This window comes from Mesorhizobium sp. GW821-FHT04C10, assembly GCF_059420305.1.
Genome location: NZ_JBWKTL010000001.1, coordinates 4,424,750 through 4,445,998 on the forward strand (window position 1 = coordinate 4,424,750; position 21,249 = coordinate 4,445,998).

At 62.6% G+C, this 21,249-nt stretch carries 23 protein-coding genes; 18 read left to right on the forward strand and 5 right to left on the reverse strand.

Annotated features, from left to right (window positions below):
- Positions 1-111 precede the first annotated feature (111 nt).
- From AC07UC_RS21430 to AC07UC_RS21445, 4 genes are all read right to left on the reverse strand, one after another.
- Positions 112-549: an HIT family protein gene (locus AC07UC_RS21430; protein WP_202322313.1), complete on the reverse strand. Its 438-nt coding sequence runs from the start codon at positions 547-549 to the stop codon at positions 112-114.
- Between the two features lie 107 nt (positions 550-656).
- Positions 657-1,874 carry a GNAT family N-acetyltransferase gene (locus AC07UC_RS21435; protein ID WP_494907341.1) on the reverse strand — a complete coding sequence of 406 codons (1,218 nt, stop codon included), beginning with the start codon at positions 1,872-1,874 and terminating at the stop codon, positions 657-659.
- A gap of 55 nt (positions 1,875-1,929) precedes the next feature.
- Positions 1,930-2,658: a glycerophosphodiester phosphodiesterase gene (locus AC07UC_RS21440; protein WP_202322317.1), complete on the reverse strand. Its 729-nt coding sequence runs from the start codon at positions 2,656-2,658 to the stop codon at positions 1,930-1,932.
- Between the two features lie 7 nt (positions 2,659-2,665).
- Positions 2,666-3,130, reverse strand: a complete 465-nt coding sequence (locus AC07UC_RS21445; protein WP_494907342.1) for a RidA family protein — start codon at positions 3,128-3,130, stop codon at positions 2,666-2,668.
- A gap of 138 nt (positions 3,131-3,268) precedes the next feature.
- On the opposite strand from AC07UC_RS21445, the gene AC07UC_RS21450 reads away from it, so the two are divergent.
- The 5 genes from AC07UC_RS21450 to tsf all read left to right on the forward strand — a co-directional run bounded on the left by AC07UC_RS21450 (position 3,269) and on the right by tsf (position 7,032).
- Complete coding sequence (locus AC07UC_RS21450) at positions 3,269-4,099, forward strand: cell envelope integrity EipB family protein (RefSeq protein ID WP_140773529.1); 831 nt, start codon at positions 3,269-3,271, stop codon at positions 4,097-4,099.
- 36 nt (positions 4,100-4,135) lie between these two features.
- Complete coding sequence (locus AC07UC_RS21455) at positions 4,136-4,414, forward strand: DUF4031 domain-containing protein (RefSeq protein ID WP_202322319.1); 279 nt, start codon at positions 4,136-4,138, stop codon at positions 4,412-4,414.
- Complete coding sequence (locus tag AC07UC_RS21460; RefSeq protein ID WP_494907343.1) at positions 4,411-5,022, forward strand: LysE family translocator; 612 nt, start codon at positions 4,411-4,413, stop codon at positions 5,020-5,022. The genes AC07UC_RS21455 and AC07UC_RS21460 overlap by 4 nt, the downstream gene beginning before the upstream one ends.
- A 177-nt stretch (positions 5,023-5,199) precedes the next feature.
- Positions 5,200-5,982, forward strand: coding sequence for a 30S ribosomal protein S2 (rpsB, locus tag AC07UC_RS21465; protein WP_023777441.1), 783 nt, complete (start codon positions 5,200-5,202; stop codon positions 5,980-5,982).
- A gap of 129 nt (positions 5,983-6,111) precedes the next feature.
- Positions 6,112-7,032 carry a translation elongation factor Ts gene (gene tsf, locus AC07UC_RS21470; RefSeq protein WP_494907344.1) on the forward strand — a complete coding sequence of 307 codons (921 nt, stop codon included), beginning with the start codon at positions 6,112-6,114 and terminating at the stop codon, positions 7,030-7,032.
- A 13-nt stretch (positions 7,033-7,045) separates the two neighbouring features.
- Here the strand turns inward: tsf and AC07UC_RS21475 are convergent, their stop codons facing one another.
- Positions 7,046-7,981: a LysR family transcriptional regulator gene (locus AC07UC_RS21475; RefSeq protein ID WP_494907345.1), complete on the reverse strand. Its 936-nt coding sequence runs from the start codon at positions 7,979-7,981 to the stop codon at positions 7,046-7,048.
- A 116-nt stretch (positions 7,982-8,097) separates the two neighbouring features.
- Here AC07UC_RS21475 and AC07UC_RS21480 point away from each other — a divergent pair, with 116 nt between their 5' ends.
- The 13 genes from AC07UC_RS21480 (at position 8,098) to lpxB (ending at position 21,230) form a co-directional block, all read left to right on the forward strand.
- Positions 8,098-8,625 (forward strand): nuclear transport factor 2 family protein, encoded by a 528-nt coding sequence (locus AC07UC_RS21480; protein ID WP_494907346.1) that lies wholly within the window; start codon positions 8,098-8,100, stop codon positions 8,623-8,625.
- 37 nt (positions 8,626-8,662) lie between these two features.
- The gene (locus AC07UC_RS21485; protein ID WP_494907347.1) at positions 8,663-9,772 is read left to right on the forward strand and encodes an aldo/keto reductase; all 1,110 of its coding nucleotides are present in this window, start codon (positions 8,663-8,665) and stop codon (positions 9,770-9,772) included.
- Positions 9,773-9,933: 161 nt separating this feature from the next.
- The gene (pyrH, locus tag AC07UC_RS21490) at positions 9,934-10,656 is read left to right on the forward strand and encodes a UMP kinase (RefSeq protein ID WP_140773541.1); all 723 of its coding nucleotides are present in this window, start codon (positions 9,934-9,936) and stop codon (positions 10,654-10,656) included.
- 109 nt (positions 10,657-10,765) lie between these two features.
- The gene (gene frr / locus AC07UC_RS21495; protein WP_027051885.1) at positions 10,766-11,320 is read left to right on the forward strand and encodes a ribosome recycling factor; all 555 of its coding nucleotides are present in this window, start codon (positions 10,766-10,768) and stop codon (positions 11,318-11,320) included.
- A 32-nt stretch (positions 11,321-11,352) separates the two neighbouring features.
- Entirely contained in the window at positions 11,353-12,087 is a 735-nt protein-coding gene (locus tag AC07UC_RS21500) for an isoprenyl transferase (RefSeq protein WP_494907348.1), read from the forward strand.
- Complete coding sequence (locus AC07UC_RS21505; protein ID WP_494907349.1) at positions 12,084-12,899, forward strand: phosphatidate cytidylyltransferase; 816 nt, start codon at positions 12,084-12,086, stop codon at positions 12,897-12,899. Before AC07UC_RS21500 ends, AC07UC_RS21505 begins: the two co-directional genes overlap by 4 nt.
- Positions 12,900-12,996: 97 nt before the next feature.
- Positions 12,997-14,139, forward strand: coding sequence for an RIP metalloprotease RseP (gene rseP, locus AC07UC_RS21510; RefSeq protein ID WP_140773548.1), 1,143 nt, complete (start codon positions 12,997-12,999; stop codon positions 14,137-14,139).
- A gap of 217 nt (positions 14,140-14,356) precedes the next feature.
- Complete coding sequence (bamA, locus tag AC07UC_RS21515; protein WP_494907350.1) at positions 14,357-16,741, forward strand: outer membrane protein assembly factor BamA; 2,385 nt, start codon at positions 14,357-14,359, stop codon at positions 16,739-16,741.
- A gap of 75 nt (positions 16,742-16,816) precedes the next feature.
- A complete protein-coding gene (lpxD, locus tag AC07UC_RS21520) occupies positions 16,817-17,872 on the forward strand; it encodes a UDP-3-O-(3-hydroxymyristoyl)glucosamine N-acyltransferase (protein ID WP_140773552.1) in 1,056 nt (351 codons plus the stop codon).
- Entirely contained in the window at positions 17,865-18,332 is a 468-nt protein-coding gene (gene fabZ / locus AC07UC_RS21525) for a 3-hydroxyacyl-ACP dehydratase FabZ (RefSeq protein ID WP_140773554.1), read from the forward strand. Before lpxD ends, fabZ begins: the two co-directional genes overlap by 8 nt.
- Positions 18,333-18,345: 13 nt before the next feature.
- Positions 18,346-19,179 carry an acyl-ACP--UDP-N-acetylglucosamine O-acyltransferase gene (gene lpxA, locus AC07UC_RS21530; protein ID WP_140773556.1) on the forward strand — a complete coding sequence of 278 codons (834 nt, stop codon included), beginning with the start codon at positions 18,346-18,348 and terminating at the stop codon, positions 19,177-19,179.
- Positions 19,166-20,065: an LpxI family protein gene (locus AC07UC_RS21535; RefSeq protein ID WP_494907351.1), complete on the forward strand. Its 900-nt coding sequence runs from the start codon at positions 19,166-19,168 to the stop codon at positions 20,063-20,065. Before lpxA ends, AC07UC_RS21535 begins: the two co-directional genes overlap by 14 nt.
- Complete coding sequence (lpxB, locus tag AC07UC_RS21540; RefSeq protein WP_494907352.1) at positions 20,058-21,230, forward strand: lipid-A-disaccharide synthase; 1,173 nt, start codon at positions 20,058-20,060, stop codon at positions 21,228-21,230. The genes AC07UC_RS21535 and lpxB overlap by 8 nt, the downstream gene beginning before the upstream one ends.
- The last annotated feature ends 19 nt before the right edge of the window (positions 21,231-21,249 follow it).

A 21,249-nucleotide genomic window follows, 5' to 3' on the forward strand; every position in this document is an offset into this window, starting at 1 on the left:
TGCATGTCCCTCGCGCAGGAAAAATGCCTCGCAAGGGCTTGCTGGAATATTAAGAATGCCGCCGCCGGGTGATGTCCCAGTCGCTGCGATGATCGCTCGGTTTACAAAGGCTTAAGATTCGGCCGACAGGGCGGCGCGGATCTTTTCGGCGTTCTCAGCCAGCACTTCGGGCTTTTCCATTGCACCGGTATGCGGCTTCAGGGGGATGCCGTCGAAGCGCGGGATGACATGCACATGCAGGTGGTAAACGGTCTGCCCGGAGGCCGGTTCGTTGAACTGCAGGATGGTGACGCCATCGGCGTCGAGAGCCTTCTTCACGGCCAGCGCCACTTTCTGGACGACCGTGAAAAGCGGGCCGAAGGTCGACGGGGCAGCGTCGAGCAGATTGCGCGACGGCGCCTTTGGCACCACCAGCGTGTGGCCCGGCCCCTGCGGCATCACATCCATGAAGGCCACGACCGCATCGTCTTCGTAAACGCGGTGCGAAGGAATTTCGCCGCGCAGGATCTTGGCGAAGATGTTGTCGGTGTCATAGGCGGCTTGGGCCATGGCGAACGCTCCGGATTCTACCTCGCCATCCCGTGTAGCGAAGCTCTTCCGGAGCGGCAAGACGATGCGGCGGGCGATCAGGCGAGATCGACCATGCCAAAACCTGCTTACTCCTCCTCCAAGTCCTTGCGGAACGGGGTATGCTCTTCCAGATATTCGCCCATCCGCTCGACTTCGCGCCGCTCGCGCCTGAGATAGTCGGCGACCGCGTTGCGCAGGCCAGGATGCGAAATGTAGTGGGCGGAATGCATTGTCACCGGCCTGTAGCCGCGCGCCAGCTTGTGCTCTCCCTGCGCGCCAGCCTCGACCACCTTCAACTTGCGTTCGATGGCGAAATCGATGGCCTGGTGGTAGCAGACCTCGAAATGCAGGAAGGCGTGATCCTCGATGCAGCCCCAGTTGCGGCCATAGAGCGCGTCGGAGCCGATGAAATTGATGGCACCGGCAATGTAGCGCCCGTTGCGCCTGGCCATCACCAGCAGGATGTCGTCCGCCATGCGTTCGCCGATCAGCGAGAAGAACTGGCGGTTCAGATAGGGGCGGCCCCATTTGCGGCTGCCGGTGTCCATGTAGAAGGTGAAGAAGTCGTCCCAGGCTTTCTCGGTCAGGTCCTTGCCGGTCAGCCACTCGATGGTGATGCCATCGGCAAGCGCTTCGCGCCGTTCCTTCTTCATCGCCTTGCGCTTGCGCGAGGCAAGTGTGGCGAGAAAGTCGTCGTAAGTCGAAAAGCCTTCGTTGAAGAAGTGGAACTGCTGGTCGGTGCGATGCAGGAAGCCCGCGGCCTCAAGCGTCGCGACGTCGCTTTCCTGCGCGAAGGTGACATGCGCCGAGGACACGCCGAGCTTGTCGGTCACCATTTTGAGGCCGGCGGCGAGCCCGGCCTTGACCGCATCGGGATCCTCGCCTTTGCCGACCAGCAGGCGAGGGCCGGTGACGGGCGTGAACGGCACGGCGCATTGCAGTTTCGGGTAGTAGCGGCCACCGGCGCGCTCGAAGGCATCCGACCAGCCGTGGTCGAACACATATTCGCCCTGGCTGTGCGATTTGAGATAGCAGGGGACCGCCCCCAGCAGCCTGCCTTGCGCGGTCTCCAGCCGCAGGTGATGTCCTTGCCAGCCGGTGCGCCGCACGGCGCAGCCGGAATCTTCCAGTGCGCTCAAGAACGCGAATGAAACGAGCGGGTTATAGCCATTCTCCGCATCGCCGCGCGTGGTCCCGGCAAAGCCGTTCCATTCATCGCAGGTGAAAGCACCAATGCCGGCGGCGATGCGGACCGAATAGTCCGCGTTTGCTGTTTGCCCGTCGCCGTCGTCACCCTGATCCATGAGGCTTATTTAAGCTCCATCGGGGCCGCTACAAGTCACGTTTCAGACACACCGCTCAGGCGACCTTCACCGGGTCGGGCTCGAACCCTTCGAATGTCATCTGATCTGCATATTTGAAGGTCAGGTCGATCGCGGGCTGGTCATGGACCGTCCAGGTGATGACAGGCATCTTGAGCTTTTCACGCACGAAGCTGACGAACGGGTTCGGCAAGTCGCCGGCGGCGTAGGAGGTGAAGGAGAGTTCGTGCGCCAGCATGGAAAAATGCGCTTCGATCAGTTTGAGGTCCTTGCCGTAGGCGGTCAAACCAGCGGGAATGCCTGGCGCATGTTTCGGGAAATCGCGGATCAGCCAGTGATCGAACGACATGATCGCCGCCTTGCCCTTGTAACGCTTGAGCATCTTGCCGACACGCGCCACCAGGCCTTCATCGCGGCCGGGAATCCCTTTCAGTTCGACGACCATGGGGACGCGGCCGTCAACCAGGTCGAGCGCTTCCTGCAGCGTCGGCAAATGATCGGATGTGCCGCCAACCTTGAGCGCGGTCAGTTCGGCCGCGCTGCGTTGCCAGACGAAACCATCCTGTCCGGTCAGCCTTTTCAGGTCGTCGTCATGGATGATGATGGGAACGCCGTCCGACGACAGATGCACGTCGCATTCGATGGCGTAGCCCCGTTCGGCCGCGGCGGCGAAGGCCGACAGCGTGTTTTCCCAGCGCGTCTTGTTCATGTCGTGGAAGCCGCGATGGGCAACCGGCCGGGCAGTGAGCCAGGATAGGTCGGTCATGTCAGCCTCATTCGACTTCGAAGATCGCTTCGATTTCCACTGCGGCATTAAGCGGCAGGGAAGCGGTGCCGACGGCCGAGCGGGCGTGCTTGCCGCGCTCGCCAAGGGCGGCGACCAGGAAATCAGAGGCGCCGTTGGCGACCAGATGCTGCTCGACAAAGTCAGCCGCGGAGGCGACGAAGACGGTGATCTTGACCAGCCGGCGGATCTTCTCGAGATCGCCGAGCGCGGCTTTGGCCTGTGCCAGAATGTTGATTGCGCAGTATTTTGCCGCGTCCTTGCCGCTTGCCGTGTCGACGTCGCGGCCGAGCAGTCCGCTCGCCTGCAGCTTGCCGTCCTTGAGCGGCAATTGTCCGGCGGTGAACAGCAGATTGCCTGACCTGCAATAGGGCACGTAGTTGGCGGCAGGCGCGGCGGCGACAGGAAGCGCCACGCCGAGATCGTTTAGCCGCTTTTCGATTGTTTCACTCATTGCTTTTCCCTATTGCTGGAAGGCGCCGCGCTGGCCGGGCCGAAATTGCTATTTTTGCCTCGCTTCCGCCACGACTTTTTTTAAGCTGGACCATCTTTCCCTGCGGCCTGCCATCAGCCGCGACGATCGGAGTACCTCATGCGCGCAACGCGCCTTGCATTCCACGCCGTCCTGTTGTCGGCGGTCTTCTCGATAGGACCCGCTTTCGCCGTTCCGGCGCTGCAGGCGCACCGCGCCGTGTATGACCTCACCCTCAACAAGGCCTCCGACCGGTCCGGCATAACAGGCATATCCGGCCGCATGGTCTACGAATTCAACGGTTCGGCCTGCGAAGGCTATACGGTGAAGTTCCGTTTCGTGACCCAGATCGTCACCAACGACAACACGAGACTCACCGACCAGCAAACGACGACTTTCGAGGATGCCGAAGGCAAGACCTTTTCGTTCGTGACCAAATCCTTTGTCGACCAGAACCTCGACAAGGAGGTCAAGGGTATCGCCACGAAAGATGCGAAAGGGCTGAAGGTCGATATCGACAAGCCCGAGAAGAACAGCCTGGAACTCGCCGCCACCCAGTTTCCGACCCAGCATCTGGTCGAGCTGATCGGCAAGGCCGAGAAAGGCGAAAACTTCTACCAGACAAACCTGTTCGACGGCTCCGAGGACGCCAACAAGGTGATGACGACCACCGTCGTCGTCGGCAAGAAGACCGAAGCCGACAAGGCCGATCCGGAAGCTCCGGCGCTGGCGAAACTCGCCACCGACAAATACTGGCCGGTCGACATCGCCTATTTCGATGACAGCGCCCAGAACGGTGAAGAGGTGCCGGAATACCGGATCAGCTTCAAGCTGCACGAGAACGGCATCACCCGCGATCTCACCATGGACTATGGCGACTTCTCGATGACGGGCAAACTGGTCAATCTTTCGCTGTTCGACCAGACAAAGCCTTGCCCGGTATCGAAATAGCCGGGGCGCGCAATTGAGCTGGCCGCGGCGGGCTTGATGGCGGTCTACGTCGATGCGGCGATCTGGAAGTGGGCCGGCCATCGCTGGTGCCACCTGATGGCCGACGATACCCACGAGTTGCATCGATTCGCCGCCGAACTGGGCGTCAAGCGCTCGTCCTACCAGGGCCCGCCCAAGACATCGGCTCCGCACTATGACATAACCGGCCTGGAGCGCGACCGCGCGGTGCGGCTCGGCGCCATCGAATGCAGCCGCGAGGAGATCGTCGCGATCTTCCGGCGGGTGCGGGTGCCCAATGGAAAGGCCAAGCCATGACGCCAACTGCATTTCTCGCCTATTGCGCCGCCGTCACACTCGCCGCCGCCACACCGGGACCCGCGATGTTCGCGGTCATCACCAATGGCGTGTCGCGCGGCTTCCTTCGTGCCTTCATGGCCGGCATTGGGGTTGCCGCCGGCGATGCGGTGCTGGTCACCCTGGCGCTGCTCGGGCTGGTGGCGCTGGCCCAGACCTTCGAATGGATCTTTCTCCTGCTGAAATATGCCGGTGCTGCCTATCTGATCTTTCTCGGGATGAGGATGTGGCGCGCCTCGGCCGCGCAATCGGATGAGCCGCGGACGGCCGAGGCGAGATTGTCGCGGTCCTTCTTGCTTGGCGCATCCATTGCGCTGGGGAACCCGAAGGCAATCCTGTTCCATGCCTCGATCATGCCGTTGATCCTCAACCTCGACACGCTCACCTTTGTCGATGGCCTGCTGGTGGTGGCCGTCGTCATCAGCGTCAACGTCCTCACCATGGGGGCCTATGCGGCGCTTGCGGGCCGGGCTTCGGGCTGGTTCAGGACACCCAGGCGCATGCGGCTGATGAACCGGTTTGCCGGCAGCGCCATGATCGGTACCGGAGCGCTGATTGCCGCACGCTGAGCCGTAAAACGGCACCCCGCTTGCGTTTGTCGCGCTTCCCCTCTATATGCGCGCTCATTCCACACACGGACTTTGGTGTCTGCCCGGGAGAAATCCGGCTGAAACCTCCGGTGGCGTTCGAGGACCTGGTCCGAAAATGCCTGTGTCCGTGGAGGCTAACCGGAAAGGAAAATAAGAATGGCTCTGCCTGATTTCAGCATGCGCCAGCTTTTGGAAGCTGGCATTCACTTCGGCCACCAGACCCACCGCTGGAACCCGAAGATGGCGCCCTACATCTATGGCGCCCGCAACAACATCCACATCATCGACCTCTCGCAGACGGTGCCCCTGCTGCACCAGGCGCTGAAGCAGGTTTCCGACACCGTCGCCAAGGGCGGCCGCGTGCTGTTCGTCGGCACCAAGCGCCAGGCGTCGGACATCGTCGCCGATGCGGCTCAGCGTTCGGCCCAGTACTATGTCAACTCGCGTTGGCTCGGCGGCATGCTGACCAACTGGAAGACGATCTCGAATTCGATCCAGCGCCTGCGCAAGCTCGACGAGATGCTGGCCGGCGAGGCCCAGGGCCTCACCAAGAAGGAGCGCCTGAACCTCGATCGTGAGCGCGAGAAGCTGGACAAGGCACTGGGCGGCATCAAGGACATGGGCTCGACGCCTGATCTGATGTTCGTGATCGACACCAACAAGGAAGCGATCGCGATCCTCGAGGCCAAGCGTCTCGGCATCCCGGTCGTCGCCATCATCGATTCGAACTGCGATCCGGACAAGATCGATTTCCCGATCCCCGGCAATGACGACGCGGCCCGCGCCATCCAGCTCTATTGCGACCTGATCGCCAAGGCTGCGATCGACGGCATCGCCCGTCAGCAGGGGGCGCTCGGCGTCGACATCGGCGCTTCGGTTGAAGCTCCGGTCGAGCCGGCGCTCGATCCGGCTCCGGCATCGGAAGCCCCAGAAGCTTGATAACAACCCGGGCTTGATAATCGAAGGCCGGTTCACGGCCTTCATCTTTCTCATATTTTGGCACGCTAAACAGACGCACCATCGAACACCGATGGTGCGTCGGTGCATTTGAAAAACAAAGAGGCGACAATGAGCATTTCGGCTGCACAGGTCAAAGAACTCCGCGACTTGACCGGCGCGGGCATGATGGACTGCAAGGCGGCGTTGACCGAGACCAACGGTAATATGGAAGAGGCCGTCGATTGGCTGCGCAAGAAGGGCATTTCGAAGGCCGACAAGAAGGCTGGCCGCACTGCGGCTGAAGGCCTGATCGGAGTCGACAATGGCGTGCGCGAGGCCGCGGTCGTCGAGGTCAATTCCGAGACCGACTTTGTCGCCCGCAACGCCGCGTTCCAGGAAATCGTCGCCAACGTTGCCAAGGTCGCTCTCGCCTATGGCACGACCGAGGCGGTTGCCGCCGCCAAATATCCGGGTTCGGACAAGTCGGTCACCGACACCATCAAGGACGCTGTCGGCACAATCGGCGAGAACCTGGGCTTCCGCCGCTCGGCCAAGCTGACCGTTCCGCATGGCGCTGTGGCGACCTACGTCCACAACGCGGTTGCCGACGGCCTTGGCAAGCTCGGCGTGCTGGTCGCGATCGAAACCACGGGCAATGAGCATGCGGCCAACGCCTTCGGCCGCCAGGTCGCCATGCACGTCGCCGCCACCAACCCGATGGCGCTGACGGCAGAGCAGATCGACCCGGCCGCGGTAGAACGCGAAAAGGCGATCTTCTCCGACCAGGCGCGTCAGTCCGGCAAGCCGGAAGCGATCATCGAGAAGATGGTCGAAGGCCGCATGCGCAAGTTCTACGAGGAAGTCGTGCTCCTGAAGCAGGCCTTCGTGCTCAATCCCGACATCACCGTCGAGAAGGCGCTGAAGGATGCCGAGAAGGAGATTGGCGCGCCGGCCAAGATCACCGCCTATCTGCGCTTCGCGCTTGGCGAGGGTATCGAGAAGGAAGAGACCGATTTCGCGGCGGAAGTCGCGGCGGCGGTCAAGAAGTAAGCTTCCTACCGCTTTATTCCGACAGTGTTTTTCGGCCTGATGTCCGCATGGATGTCAGGCCGATTTCTTGTGCGGTGTCGATAAACGCCCTCAGCTTCGGCGCCATCGCCGCCCGGCGCGGGAAGTAGAGGAACAGGCCAGGTTCCTCGATCGCTGATTGCGGCAGCACCCGCACTAGGCGGCCGGCCGCAAGATCCGCGCGCGCCAGCGGTTCGAACATGTAGGCAAGGCCCACTCCGGCAAGCGCGAGATCAATCGCGGCCAGCGAATCCGTGACGATGGCCGTTCCGCCGGTCTCCATGACGACATCCTTGCCGTCCTCCGCCAAATCCCAGCGATAGAGCGCGCCGGAGCGAACCAGCCGGTAGCCGATGCAATTGTGGTTGGCGAGATCTGCTACGCTGCGCGGGCGGCCACGGCGTCCGATATAGGCGGGAGAGGCGACGATGACGGCTTTGAACGGAGGCGTGAGCCGCACAGCGACCATATCCTGCGCGATCATCTCGCCCAGCCGGATCCCGGCGTCAAAACCTTCGCCGACGATGTCGACCAGTCCCTGATCGGCGAAGACCTCCACCGTGATGTCCGGATAGCGCTCGGCCATGGCGGCAACGACCGGCGTCACCGCCAATGGGATCGCGATGTTGGAGGCATTGATCCTGAGCAGGCCGGACGGCTTGCCCTTGACGCTGCGGATACGATCCATCCGTTCGGCAATATCCTGGAGGGCAGGGGCCGCCGTTTCCACCAGTGCCTTGCCGGCCTCGGTGAGCGAAACGCTGCGCGTCGTGCGCGCAAACAGCGGCTGACCAATGCGCTCCTCGACAAGGCGCACCGCATGGCTGACGGCGGACGGACTCATGCCGAGTTCGGCGGCTGCAAGCGCGAAGCCGCCGCGCCGGGCAACGGCAACGATGACAGGCAGATGGCTGAGCAGATCCCGATCCATTCATGAATGATATCGCATGGTCCTTGCGAACAATGCAATCTTATCGATGCCAAGACACCGATCCACATTGTCGCCGACACATCCGCGGTTGGCTGATGGCATTGAGGAGAAGAGAGATGAATGCGTTGAAGCACGTAACTTTCGCGGCCGGCATGGCGCTGTCGCCGGTCGATGCCGGCGGGGCGGAACCATCCGGCTGGCAGGCGCTAGCGGATGAACGCGCGGTCATCCGGATCGCCGATGCCATCGACCGCGCCGTCGACGCGCAGAACTGGAAACTCGCGCGCAGCTATTTCGCGGATCGGGTTGCCGCCGACTTCAGCAGCCTGTCGGGACAGCCCGCGGCCATCATCGCCTCCGACGATCTGATCGGCGCCTGGGCCGGCAACCTCAAGGGTTCCAAGACAAGCCTGCACCTGCGCACCAATCACCAGGTCGTTCTCGAGGCGGACACGGCGACCGTCCTGTCCAACGGTTATGCCTGGAACCGGATGGAAGGCAATGGCGACTCGCTTTGGGAGGTCTGGGGTACGTATGAGCACAAGCTGACGCGCGCCGCCTCCGGTTGGAAGGTCGATGGCTTCGCCTTCCGCATGACGCACGAGCGCGGCAACCCCTGGGTCAAGGCGACGCCGGGCCAGTGACGCGGCGGCATTCACCATCAATTATTGGAAGACGATCATGACCATGACCTATTACACGCTCGGCAACAGCGGCCTCAGGGTCAGCCGGCTGGCGCTGGGTACCATGACGTTCGGCCAGGAGTGGGGCTGGGGAGCAGACAGGGACACGGCCCGCGCGATGTTTAACGCCTATGTCGAGGCAGGCGGCAATTTCTTCGACACGGCGGACCTCTACACCGGTGGCACCGCCGAAGCCTGGCTTGGCGAATTCATCGCCGAGCGGGGCTTGCGCGATACCGCGGTGATCGCCAGCAAGTTCACCATGAGCATGCAGCCCGGCAATCCCAATGCCGGCGGCAACGGCCGCAAGAACATCATGCGCGCGATAGACGCCTCACTGAAGCGGCTGGGCACCGACTATATCGATCTCTACCTCATGCATGTGTGGGACAGGCTGACGCCGGCCGAAGAGGTCATGCGCACCCTGGATGACCTGGTGCGGGTGGGCAAGGTGCGCCATGTCGGCCTGTCCGACGTGCCGGCCTGGTATGTGGGGCGGGCACAGGCGATCGCCGAGCTGCGCGGATATGAACCGGTTTCGGCCCTGCAGCTCGAATACTCCCTCGCCGAGCGCTCGATAGAGAATGAGTTCGTACCGTTCGGCACGCGCCATGGCGCCGGCATCATGGTCTGGAGCCCGCTGGCCAGCGGGCTGCTCAGCGGTAAATACCGGCCGGTCCAGGCCGGAAACGCGGGCCGGCTCGACGGGTTTCGCAACTCGACGCATCCGGGCTTCCAGAAATTCACGGAGCATAACTGGACCATCGTGGCCGAGCTCGAGAAGGTTGCGTGCGAGCTCGGCCGCAGCATGCCGCAGGTTGCGCTCAACTGGGTGGCGACGCAGCCCGGCATCGCCGCCGTCATCCTCGGTGCGACGACGCTCGGCCAGATCAAGGACAATCTTGGCGCGCTGGACTTCGAGATACCGGCAGGGCTTCGCAACCGGCTGGATTCGGTCAGCGCAACGCCGGCGCCGTTTCCCTATTCCTATTTCGGGCCGCAGATACAGGCGCGCGTCACCGGCGGCGCGGCAACGGGCGATAAGCCTCCCGGCTACGCCTCGCCGGTGCTTGTCGAGGGCGAGCCGGCCAGCGTATCCACCGACTGATCGATCGGCCAGGGGTTGCCGTGAATTCGCCGATTGGGCGCCGCGTGACATCGCGGCGCCCTTCGTGTATCGGAACTCGGCATCGCGCCAATGTTCGGGGCGCGGCGCCTGCGCGAGGGCGGCCAGCCCAGGCGCGCCACATGCAAAATGACGAGGACCAGATGACGGTGAAGCCCCTCTACCGACGTGTCTTGTTGAAAGCGTCGGGCGAAGCGTTGATGGGCGAACAGCATTTCGGCATCGATGTCTCGGTCGTGGATCGCATTGCCGCCGACATCGCCGAGGCCCGCGCGCTGGGCATCGAGGTCGGAGTCGTCATCGGCGGCGGCAACATCTTCCGCGGCGTGGCCGTCGCCTCCAAGGGCGGTGACCGCGTCACCGGCGACCATATGGGCATGCTTGCCACGGTCATCAACTCGCTGGCACTGCGCACCTCGCTGCACAAAATCGGCGTCGATGCTGTGGTGCTGTCGGCGATCGCCATGCCAGAACTCTGCGAGAGTTTTTCGCAACGCCAGGCGGACGCTTACATGAACCAGGGCAGGGTGGTGATCTTTGCCGGCGGCACCGGCAATCCGTTCTTCACTACTGATTCGGCCGCAGCGCTTCGCGCGGCTGAAATCGGCGCCGACGCGCTGTTCAAGGGCACGCAGGTCGACGGTGTCTATTCGGCCGACCCGAAAAAGGACCCGCATGCGACGCGTTTCGAGCGCATCAGCCATGCCGAAGTCATAAATCGCGGCCTTTCCATCATGGATACTGCTGCGATTGCACTTGCGCGTGAAAACAACATTCCGATAATCGTCTATTCGATCCACGAAAAAGGTGGTTTCGGCGATATTCTGAGGGGCGGCGGCCGCTGCACGGTCGTCGCGGACGATTGATCCGGGGCCTGATCCCTAGAAAAGGGAAACCGGCTTTTCGAAAATCAGGCTCGAACGGGGCCTTGCCCCGAGGCAGTGAACCCGCGGCAGACGGGTCGAGGAGACTAAGATGAGTGGTGAGTACGACGATCTCAAGCGGCGCATGGATGGGGCAATCGCCGCGTTCAAGCATGACCTGGCTTCGCTGCGGACCGGTCGCGCCTCCAGCAATCTGCTCGATGCCATCCAGGTGCAGGCCTACGGCACCACCATGCCGATCAACCAGGTCGCCAACGTTACCGTTCCGGAGCCGCGCATGATCTCGGTGTCGATCTGGGACAAGTCGATGGTTGGAGCCGTCGACCGCGCCATCCGGGAATCCAATCTGGGCTTCAACCCGATCGTCGACGGCACCAATCTCAGGATTCCGCTGCCGGAGCTCAACGAACAGCGCCGCAAGGAACTGGTCAAGATCTCGCACGGCTACGCCGAGAACGCCCGCGTCGCCGCGCGCCATGTGCGCCGCGACGGCATGGACTTCCTGAAGAAGGCGGAGAAGGACGGCACCATCAGCGAGGACGATCAGCGCAAGCGTTCTGACCAGGTTCAGAAGCTCACAGACGAAACGATCAGCACCATCGATCATCTGCTTTCCGACAAGGAAGCTGAAATCATGCAGGTTTAGGGTTGGCCGCAGGCTGACCCGAAAGCGAGATCATGACAACGCCCGCGCATGTCGCGATCATCATGGATGGAAATGGACGCTGGGCCAAGTCGCGCGGCATGCCGAGGCTCGCCGGTCATCGCGCCGGCGTCGAGGCGCTGCGCAAGACGGTGCGCGCGGCACCGGATCTCGGTATCTCCTTCCTGACCGTCTACGCTTTCTCGTCGGAGAACTGGTCGCGGCCGAAGTCCGAAGTCAGCGACCTGATGGGACTGTTGAAGCTGTTCATCCGCCGCGATCTCGCCGAACTCCATCAGAGCGGTGTACGGGTCAGGATCATCGGCGACAGGGCAGGGCTGCAGGCCGACATCAGAGGGCTGCTCGACGAAGCCGAATCGCTCACCGCCGGCAACGAAGCGCTGACGCTGGTCATCGCCTTCAACTATGGCGGACGCGATGAGATCGTGCGCACGGCGCGCAAGCTTGCTTCGGCCGTGGCGCGCGGCGAGATCGACAGCGACGCGATCACCGCCGAAAGCTTTGCCGGCTGTCTCGACACGCAAGGCATCCCCGATCCGGAACTGGTCATACGCACCAGCGGCGAGCTTCGCCTGTCCAACTTCCTCTTGTGGCAGGCCGCCTATAGCGAGTTGGTGTTCCTGCCTTGCTATTGGCCCGATTTCAGCCGCGAGCACCTCGCCGAGGCCTTGCGCGAATTTGCCGGCCGTGAGCGCCGTTTCGGCGGACTGGGCCCGCAAGACGTCGCGTCGCGACCGGCCGCGGGATGAGCAACCTTCAGCTCCGCGTCATTTCAGCGGTCGTGCTTGCCGTCATCGCCCTTGGCCTGACCTGGCTTGGCGGCCTGCCTTTCCGACTGCTGTGCGCAGCCATGGTGGCGATGATCTTTTACGAGTGGACACGCATGTCGCGGCCTGTCACTGCCCATGGGCTGGGCTTCCTGCCCGAAGCTCTGGCGGTCGTTTTCATCGGCGCCCTGATCGCCGGGCTTCCTGCGTTCTGGCTGCTGCTGCTCGCCGTGATTCTGATTGCCGTGACGGCGATTGCCGCCCTGGTTCGCCAGACCGGGCAGTGGGAGGCAAGCGGTCTTGCCTATGCCAGCGTGTCCGGCCTGTCGCTCGCCCTGCTGCGCGATGGCGACCATGCGGGCCTCGTCGCCATCCTGTTTTTGTTCGCGGTCGTCTGGGCGACCGACATTTTTGCCTATTTCGTCGGGCGCGCCGTTGGCGGTCCCAAACTTGCGCCGGCGATTTCGCCCGGCAAGACGCGCAGCGGCGCGCTTGGCGGTGCTGTCGGTGGTGTCGTTGCCGGGGTTACGCTGGCAGCCGTCGCCGGTGCCGGGAACCTGGCGCTGCTCGGCCTTGTGGCGCTGGTGCTTTCGATTGTAGCCCAAGCCGGTGACCTGTTCGAATCCTGGGTAAAGCGGCGGCACGGCCGCAAGGATTCGGGTGTGCTCATTCCGGGGCATGGCGGCGTGATGGACCGTGTCGACGGGCTTGTCGCGGCGGCTCTCGCCCTGTACGTCATCGGCTGGATTTCGGCGGGCGCCGATCATCCGGCACAGGGGCTGTTTCCGATTTGAATGATGCCGTTCCACGATCTGGTGCGGACGCGCCTTGGATTCGCCTGGATTGATGTCACAGTCATGGCGCAACTGCGGAAGAATTTGAGGGCCTGAATTGAACGAGATTCTTCACGCGATTTTCAGCACGGAAGGTTTCTTTCTCGGCACGCTCGTGCCGTTTCTCTTCGTGCTGACCGTGGTGGTGTTCGTCCACGAAATGGGCCACTACCTCGTCGGCCGCTGGTGCGGCATCGGGGTCAAGGCCTTTTCGATCGGCTTCGGTCCCGAACTCATCGGTTTCAACGACAGGCATGGCACGCGCTGGAAGCTTTGCGCCATACCGCTTGGCGGCTATGTCAAATTTGTCGGCGACATGAACGCCACCTCCAGCCAGCCCACCTCGGATGAACTCGAGACGCTGACCGACGAGGAGCGCAAGGTCGCCTTTCATACCCAGGCGATCTGGAAGCGCGCGGCGACGGTCGCGGCCGGGCCTCTGTTCAATTTCCTGCTGACGATCGTCGTGTTTGCCGTCCTGTTTGCGGCCTATGGGCGTTATGTCGCGGAGCCCATGGTGGCGGAGGTTACGACGGACAGTCCCGCGGCGAAGGCGGGCATCCTGCCCGGGGACCGATTCGTCAGCGTCGACGGCAGCAAGGTCGAAACCTTCGGCGATGTGCAGCGGCTGGTCTCGGGCCGGGCCGGCGATACCATCACCTTCGTCATGCTGCGCGATGGCAAGGAAGTCACGGTCACCGCGACCCCGCAGTTGATGGAGCAGGAAGACGCGCTCGGCAACAAGGTCAAGGTCGCCGTGATCGGTGTCGTCAACAACAAGGAACTCGGCCAGCCCCGCCTCATCACCTACACGCCGGTCGGTGCCGTGGCGGCGGCCGTTGAGGAAACGGGCCACGTCATCGAGCGCACCGGCCAGTTCCTGCAGCGTTTCGCCGCGGGCCGCGAGGACAAGTGCCAATTGGGTGGTCCGGTCAAGATCGCCGACATGGCGGGCAAGGCTGCGAAACTGGGTTTCGAGTGGCTGGTTCAGCTCGTCGCGCTGCTGTCTGTCGGGATAGGCATTCTCAACCTTTTGCCGATTCCCCCCCTCGACGGCGGCCATCTCTTGTTCTACGGGGTGGAGGCCGTCATTCGCCGACCGGTGTCGGAACGGATGATGGAAATGGCCTATCGGGCCGGTCTGCTCCTTGTCCTGTGCTTCATGGGTTTCGTGTTCTGGAATGATCTCTTTGGATGCTGAAATCATGAAGAAATTCGGCTTCGGCATGGCCAATGTTGAGACGCCGTTTACCATGCACGGGGATATGAGTGACGCGAAAGCCACGCACCAGGGTTAAGTAAATACAAATTAACCAGAAGCCTTGCGTGTAGGGAAAATCCGGTTAATACGGTAGGGGAAATTACCGCACGTCCGGTTTTCTCGCCGTGGGGACTACGAGAAAAGGTTATTAAGCCCGATGAAGGCAGCATCCAAGTTTCTGAACGCCGCGTCAGCGGCGGCACTGTCCGCCGCTCTGGTCGTACCAGGTGCGCTCGCAGTGCAATTCGTTGCCACATCGGCGGCTGAAGCCGCTGTCGTCAGCAGGGTGGAGGTGACCGGCAACCAGCGTGTCGACGCCGAGACCATCCGCAACTACATCACCATCAAGCCGGGCAAGGCCTTCTCCAGTTCCGATATCGACAGCGCGGTCAAGGCGCTGTTCGGCACCGGCCTGTTCTCGGATGTCCAGATCAACCAGGTCGGCTCGACGCTGGTGGTCAAGGTCGCCGAGTACAAGGTCGTCAACCAGGTTCTGTTCCAGGGCAACAAGAAGCTCAAGGACAATGCGCTTCAGGCCGCGGTTCAGCTGAAGCCGCGCGGCACGTTCTCTCAGGCGACGCTCGATTCCGATGTCGAGGCGGTCAAGGCCGCTTACAAGCGCATCGGCCGCGACGATGCCGGCGTGACCGCGCAGATCATGGATCTCGGCGACAACCGCGTGAATGTGGTCTTCCACATCACGGAAGGCGACCGCACGCAGATCGCGGCGATCAACTTCGTCGGCAACAGCGCCTATTCGAGCCGTCGCCTGTCGGACGTGATCAACACCAAGCGCTCGTCCTGGGTTTCGTTCATCCTGCGTGACGACGTCTATGACGAGGACAAGCTGCGCGCCGACCAGGAGCTGCTTCGCCGCTTCTATTACAATCACGGCTATGCCGATTTCCAGGTCGTGTCGGCAGTCGGCGAACTCGACAGCGCCACGAATAAGTACACGGTCACCATCACCGTCCAGGAAGGCGAGCGCTACAACTTCGGTGACATCAGCGTCGAAAGCACGATCCCGGAAGTCGACTCCAAGTCACTGGAATCTGTGGTCGAGACCCGCAAGGGCGACGTCTACAATGCCAAGAACGTCGAAGACTCCATCATCGCGCTGACCGAGAAGGTGGCCGGCTCCGGCTATGCCTTCGCACAGGTGACGCCGCGCGGCGACCGCAACTTCGAGAACCATACGATTTCGGTGGTCTATACGGTCGACCAGGGCACCAAAGCCTATATCGAGCGCATCGAGATCCGAGGCAACGATCGCACGCGCGACTATGTCATTCGCCGCGAATTCGACGTCAGCGAAGGCGATGCGTTCAACCAGGTGCTCATCCAGCGCGCGAAGAAGCGCCTGGAAAACCTGAATTATTTTGACAAAGTCGACATCTCGACCGTGCCCGGCTCGCAGCCGGACCAGGTCGTGCTGGTGGTCGATGTGGTCGAGAAGTCGACAGGTGAATTCTCCATTGGCGCCGGCTATTCGACCGGTGGCGATGCGGCGGGTCCGTCCGTCGAAGGATCGATCACCGAGCGCAACTTCCTCGGCCGCGGCCAGTTCATCAAGCTGTCGGCGGGTGGCGGCAAGAATTCGCGCGACTACAGCATTTCGTTCACCGAGCCTTATTTCCTCGGGCGGCGCATCGCTGCCGGCTTCGACATCTACAAGTCGACGAGGCAGTACAACAACAACTACGACAGCGACACCACGGGTGCGACGGTCCGCTTCGGACTGCCGATCACCAACAACATCACCACCCAGCTGGCGTACAATATCTCTCAGGAGAAGTATAAGGTCGACGACAGTTGCGGCCCTACCGATTTTCCCAATCCTCCGGGGGGCACCTGTAACATCTCCCAGGCTGTCCTGGACGGTATCGAGCAGAGTCCGTGGATCAAGTCGTCGGTCAGCCTGGGGCTGGTCTACAACACCATCGACGACATGAAGAACCCGCATGAGGGTATCTATGCCAACACGACCGTCGAGGTCGCGGGTCTTGGCGGCGATGCCAAGTTCGTGAAGATCACGGGACGCGGCAGCATCTATCAGACGCTGTCCGAGCAGCTCGATCTTGTCGGTCTCCTTTCGGGTGGCGCCGGTCACGTCGAGGGTTACGGCAGCGACGGCGATTTGCGCATCTTCGACCACTTCCAGAGCACCGACCGCATGATCCGCGGCTTTGCCTACGGTGGCATCGGCCCTGTCGCAGAAGGCACCAGCGGTGACCATCTCGGTGGTACAACCTATTTCAATGCGTCGGCCGAGGCCCAGTTCCCGCTGCCGGTCATTCCTGAGAGCTTCGGCCTGCGCGGGGCTGTATTTGCCGATGCGGCGACGCTCTATGGCAGCAAGATTGCGAATCAGGCCTTGGTCGACCAAGACTCTACCGGCATGAAATTGCGTGCTTCGGTCGGTCTCGGCCTGATGTGGGCTTCGCCGTTCGGTCCGATCCGTATCGACTATGCGATCCCGGTCAAGAAGGAAGCGAGCGACGACGTGCAGGAATTCAACTTCGGCATATCGACCCGCTTCTGATCGGCGGCCAACGATGCTCCCGGGTTTTCTGGATCCGGGAGAAATGTTCCGACCTAGCTGGATATAGCTTCTGGAATGACCGACCCGGTGTTCTTCGCGCCATCACGCCGGTATACGGCGGCCGAAGTCGCGAATCTGACCGGCTCGGTGCTTGTCGATTCCGGCCAGTCCGACGTGTCGATCGAAGCGCTGGCACCAGCCAACGAAGGCGCTGCCAATGCGCTCGTCTTCGTCGACGGCAGACGCAATTCCGCGCTGATGCCCTCGCTGCGGGCGGCTGCGGTCCTGTGCCCGGCGGAATTCGCCAACAAGGCGCCGGCCGGGGTCGCTGTGCTGATACACCCGCGGCCGCAACAGGCATTCGCGCTCGTCGGCCGGCTGCTGTTCCCGACAGCCGCCACGCCGGGGCCAATGACAGGTGAAACCGGTATTTCATCGCATGCCCACATCGATCCGACCGCGCATATCGAAGCCGGCGCTATCATCGAGGCCGGCGTGGTCATCGGACCGGGCGTCTCGATCGGCAGCGGGACCGTCGTCGCACCCAACGCGGTCATTGGGCAGTCCTGCCAGATCGGCCGTGACGGCTATGTCGGCCCGGGAGCCAGCATCCAGTATGCGCTGATCGGCAACCGGGTCATCATCCATGGCGGCGCCAGGATTGGCCAGGACGGCTTCGGCTTTGTCGGCGGCGCCAAGGGGCCGGAGCGGGTGCCGCAGATCGGGCGGGTCGTCATCCAGGACGATGTCGAGATCGGCTCCAATTCCACCGTCGATCGTGGCGCCATGTCCGATACGATCATCGGCCAAGGTACCAAGATCGACAATCTCGTCCAGATCGCCCATAACGTCCGCATCGGTCGCAATTGCATAGTGGCCGGGCTTTCAGGTATTTCCGGTTCCGTGGTCGTGGGTGACAATGTCACGATGGGCGGCGGCGTGGGACTTGCCGATCACCTGACCATCGGCACAGGAGCCAAGCTTGCCGCCAGAAGTGGATTTATGAGCAATGTCCCTGCCGGCGAGATCTGGGGCGGTTATCCGGCACAGCCGATGGCGGAAGCCATGCGGGAGATAGCCATGTTGCGCACGATGGCCAGGGCACGCAAGCAGGGCAAGGACAATGGCTGATATGGTGGCGGCGACGACGCTGGAAGCGGTCGACATATTGGGGCTGATGAAGCTTCTGCCGCACCGCTATCCCTTCCTGATGATCGACCGCATCGTCGACATCGATGGCGATGAATCTGCCATCGGCATCAAGAACGTCACCATCAACGAGCCTCATTTTCAAGGGCATTTCCCGGAGCAGCCTGTGATGCCGGGCGTGCTGATCGTAGAGGCCATGGCACAGACGGCGGGCGCCATCTGCATCCGAAGCCTTGGGGCCTCGAAGCCGTCGCTGGTCTATTTCCTGACCATCGACAACGCCAAATTCCGCAAACCGGTCGTTCCCGGCGACCAGTTGAAGATCCACGTCAAGAAAATCAAGAAGCGCGGCAACCTGCTCAAATTCGCCTGTGAAGCCCTGGTCGATGGCACCAAGGCGGCCGAGGCCGAGATTTCAGCCATGATGGTCACCGGCGACTGACGATCGAGTGCCTATGAAAATCAAGACTTCAATCCATCCTTCTTCCGTCGTGGAAGAGGGCGCTCAAATCGGCCAGGGTGTGCGCATCGGGCCGTTCTGCCATGTCAGCGCCGATGCCGTGATCGGTGATGGCGTCGAACTGGTCAGCCATGTCTCGGTGATGGGCGCGACCACTATCGGGGCGTCCACCAAGGTCTATCCGATGGCGATATTGGGCGCGCCGCCGCAGAACACCAAGCACAAGGGCGGCCGCACCACGCTGGTCATCGGCGCCAATTGCACCATCCGCGAAGGCGTCACCATGCATGTCGGCACGGATACCAGCCGCGGCGAGACGACGGTCGGCGACAACGGCAATTTCCTTGCCTATGCCCACATCGCCCATGATTGCGTGGTCGGCAAGAACGCCACCTTCGCCAATGGCGCGACGCTGGGCGGACACTGCGAGATTGGCGACAACGTCTATATTGGCGGCCTCAGCGCCGTTCATCAGTTCGTGCGCGTCGGCGATAACGCCTTTCTTGGCGGGTGCTCGGCTTTTGTCGGTGATGTCATTCCCTATGCCATTGCCGTCGGCAACCGCGCCAGCTTGCGCGGCTTGAACATCATCGGCCTCAAGCGCGCCGGTCTGCCGCGTTCCGAAATCTATCTGTTGCGCAAGGCTTACAGGACGATCTTCGACCGCTCCCGCACCGTCGGCGAGAACATCGAATTCGCCAAGGCCGAGTTCGCCTCTTCGCCGACCGCCATGAAGATCATCGATTTCATCACCAGTCGCGGCAAGCGGCACTATGCGGTGCCATCGCTCAAGGGCAGCGACGGCGACGATGCCGATGATGAAGACTGAGACGGCTTCTGCTGGTCTTGATCTCCCGCCTGATGCCAGGGTCGGCATCATCGCCGGCGGCGGCAGTCTTCCCGTTGAAGTCGCGGCCGGCTCGGCCGAGCAGGGGTATCCGCCCTTCGTCGTCCTCATGGACGGCGAAGCCGACCGACTGGTGGAATTGCGCCAGTATGACCATGAGACCCTGGCCCTGGAGGCGATCGGCTCGCTTGTTCCATTGCTCAAGCGCCACCGGATTACCCATCTTGTGCTTGCCGGCGAGATCAAACGCCGACCAAGACTGACGCATCTGCGCCCAAGCCTCAGCCTGCTCGCCGTGATACCCCTTGTCGTGATGGCACTGGCGCGCGGCGATGATGGCCTATTGAAAGTGGTGGCGCGAGGCCTTGAGACACGAGGAATAAAGGTCGTGGGTGCCCATGAAATCGTGCCGAACCTTGTGGCAGCCGAAGGGACCTTGACCAAGGTGGAGCCGCAGAAGCCCGACTGGCGCGACATCGAGGCCGGCTTTGCGGCGGCAAAGGCCATCGGAGCGCTGGATATCGGCCAGGCGGCGATCGCGGTCGGCGGCCGGACCATCGCGCTCGAGGGCATCGAGGGCACGGCCGGGTTGCTCGACCGCGCCAGGCTGCTGCGTGGCCACGGCCGCATCGCCGGCAAGACGCGCGGCGTCCTCGTCAAATGCGCCAAGCCCGGCCAGGAGCTGCGCGCCGATCTTCCGTCCATAGGACCGCAGACGGTCGAAGCAGCCCACGCGGCCGGGCTTGTGGGCATTGCCGTCGAGGCGGGACGCTCGCTGATCCTCGAGGGTCCCGCAACCCTGTCGCGCGCCAATGAACTCGGTCTGTTCATCGTCGGCCTGGCCGCCGCGGAGCCGGCGCATGGCTGACAGGGTATTCAAGATCGCGATCGTCGCGGGTGAGGAATCAGGCGATCTGCTTGGAGCCGACATCGTGCGTTCTCTCCGCCAGATGACGGGCCGCGAGGTGCAACTCGTCGGCCTCGGCGGCCGGCATCTCGGCGAATTGGGCCTGGTGTCGCCCTTCGATGCCGGCGAGATCGCTCTGATGGGGTTCAGTGCCGTCCTGCGCGATCTGCCGCGCCTCATCAGGCGGATAGGCCAACTGGCCAAAACCATCGCGGACGAGAAGCCGGACTGCCTGGTCACCATCGACAGCCCCGACTTTTCCTTGCGTGTCGCCAGGAAGGTGCGTGCGGCCAACCCGTCGATTCCCATCATCCACTATGTCTGTCCAAGCGTCTGGGCGTGGCGGCCGGGCAGGGCGGTGGCAATGAGGCCTTACGTCGACCATATCCTGTGCATCCTGCCGTTCGAAGTGAAGGAACTCGAGCGGCTGGGTGGCCCGCCCGGCACCTATGTCGGGCATCGCCTCACGCATGAGGCGGGCGTGCTTGCTGCCGCGAAGGCGCAGGAATTGCCGCGCGATCTTGCCCAGGACCGCATCAAGACATTGCTCGTGCTGCCCGGCTCGCGGCGCGGCGAGGTGCGCCGCCTGATCGAACCATTCGGCGAGACGGTGTCGATGCTGCGCGCGCGCGGACATAGGCTGCGGCTGTTGCTGCCGACGGTTCCCCACGTCGCCGACCTCGTAAAATCCTCGGTCAACCGCTGGGATGAAAAGCCCGAGATCATCGTTGATCCCCAACGCAAATGGCAGGCTTTCGGCAAGGCCGATGCCGCGCTGATCGCATCGGGAACCGTATCGCTGGAGCTGGCGCTGTCGGGTGTGCCGATGGTCTCGTGCTACAGGCTCGATCCCATAGCACGCGCCGTTGCGCCCTATTTCGTTTCCGTCTGGTCGGCGCTGCTGCCCAACCTGATTGCGGATCGTGCGCTTATTCCGGAGTTCTACAACGAGTACGTCAAGCCGAACAATCTGGCCCGGCAGATGGAGGCGCTGTTCGCCGACAGCGGCATGCGCGCCTGGCAGAAAGACGGCTTTGCCGAGATCGCGCGGCGCATGGCGACGGACAAGCCGTCGGGCGAGATCGCGGCGCAGGTGGTGATGGGGTACGTCAAGAGAGCGAGGTAGTGAGTAGTGAGTAGTGAAG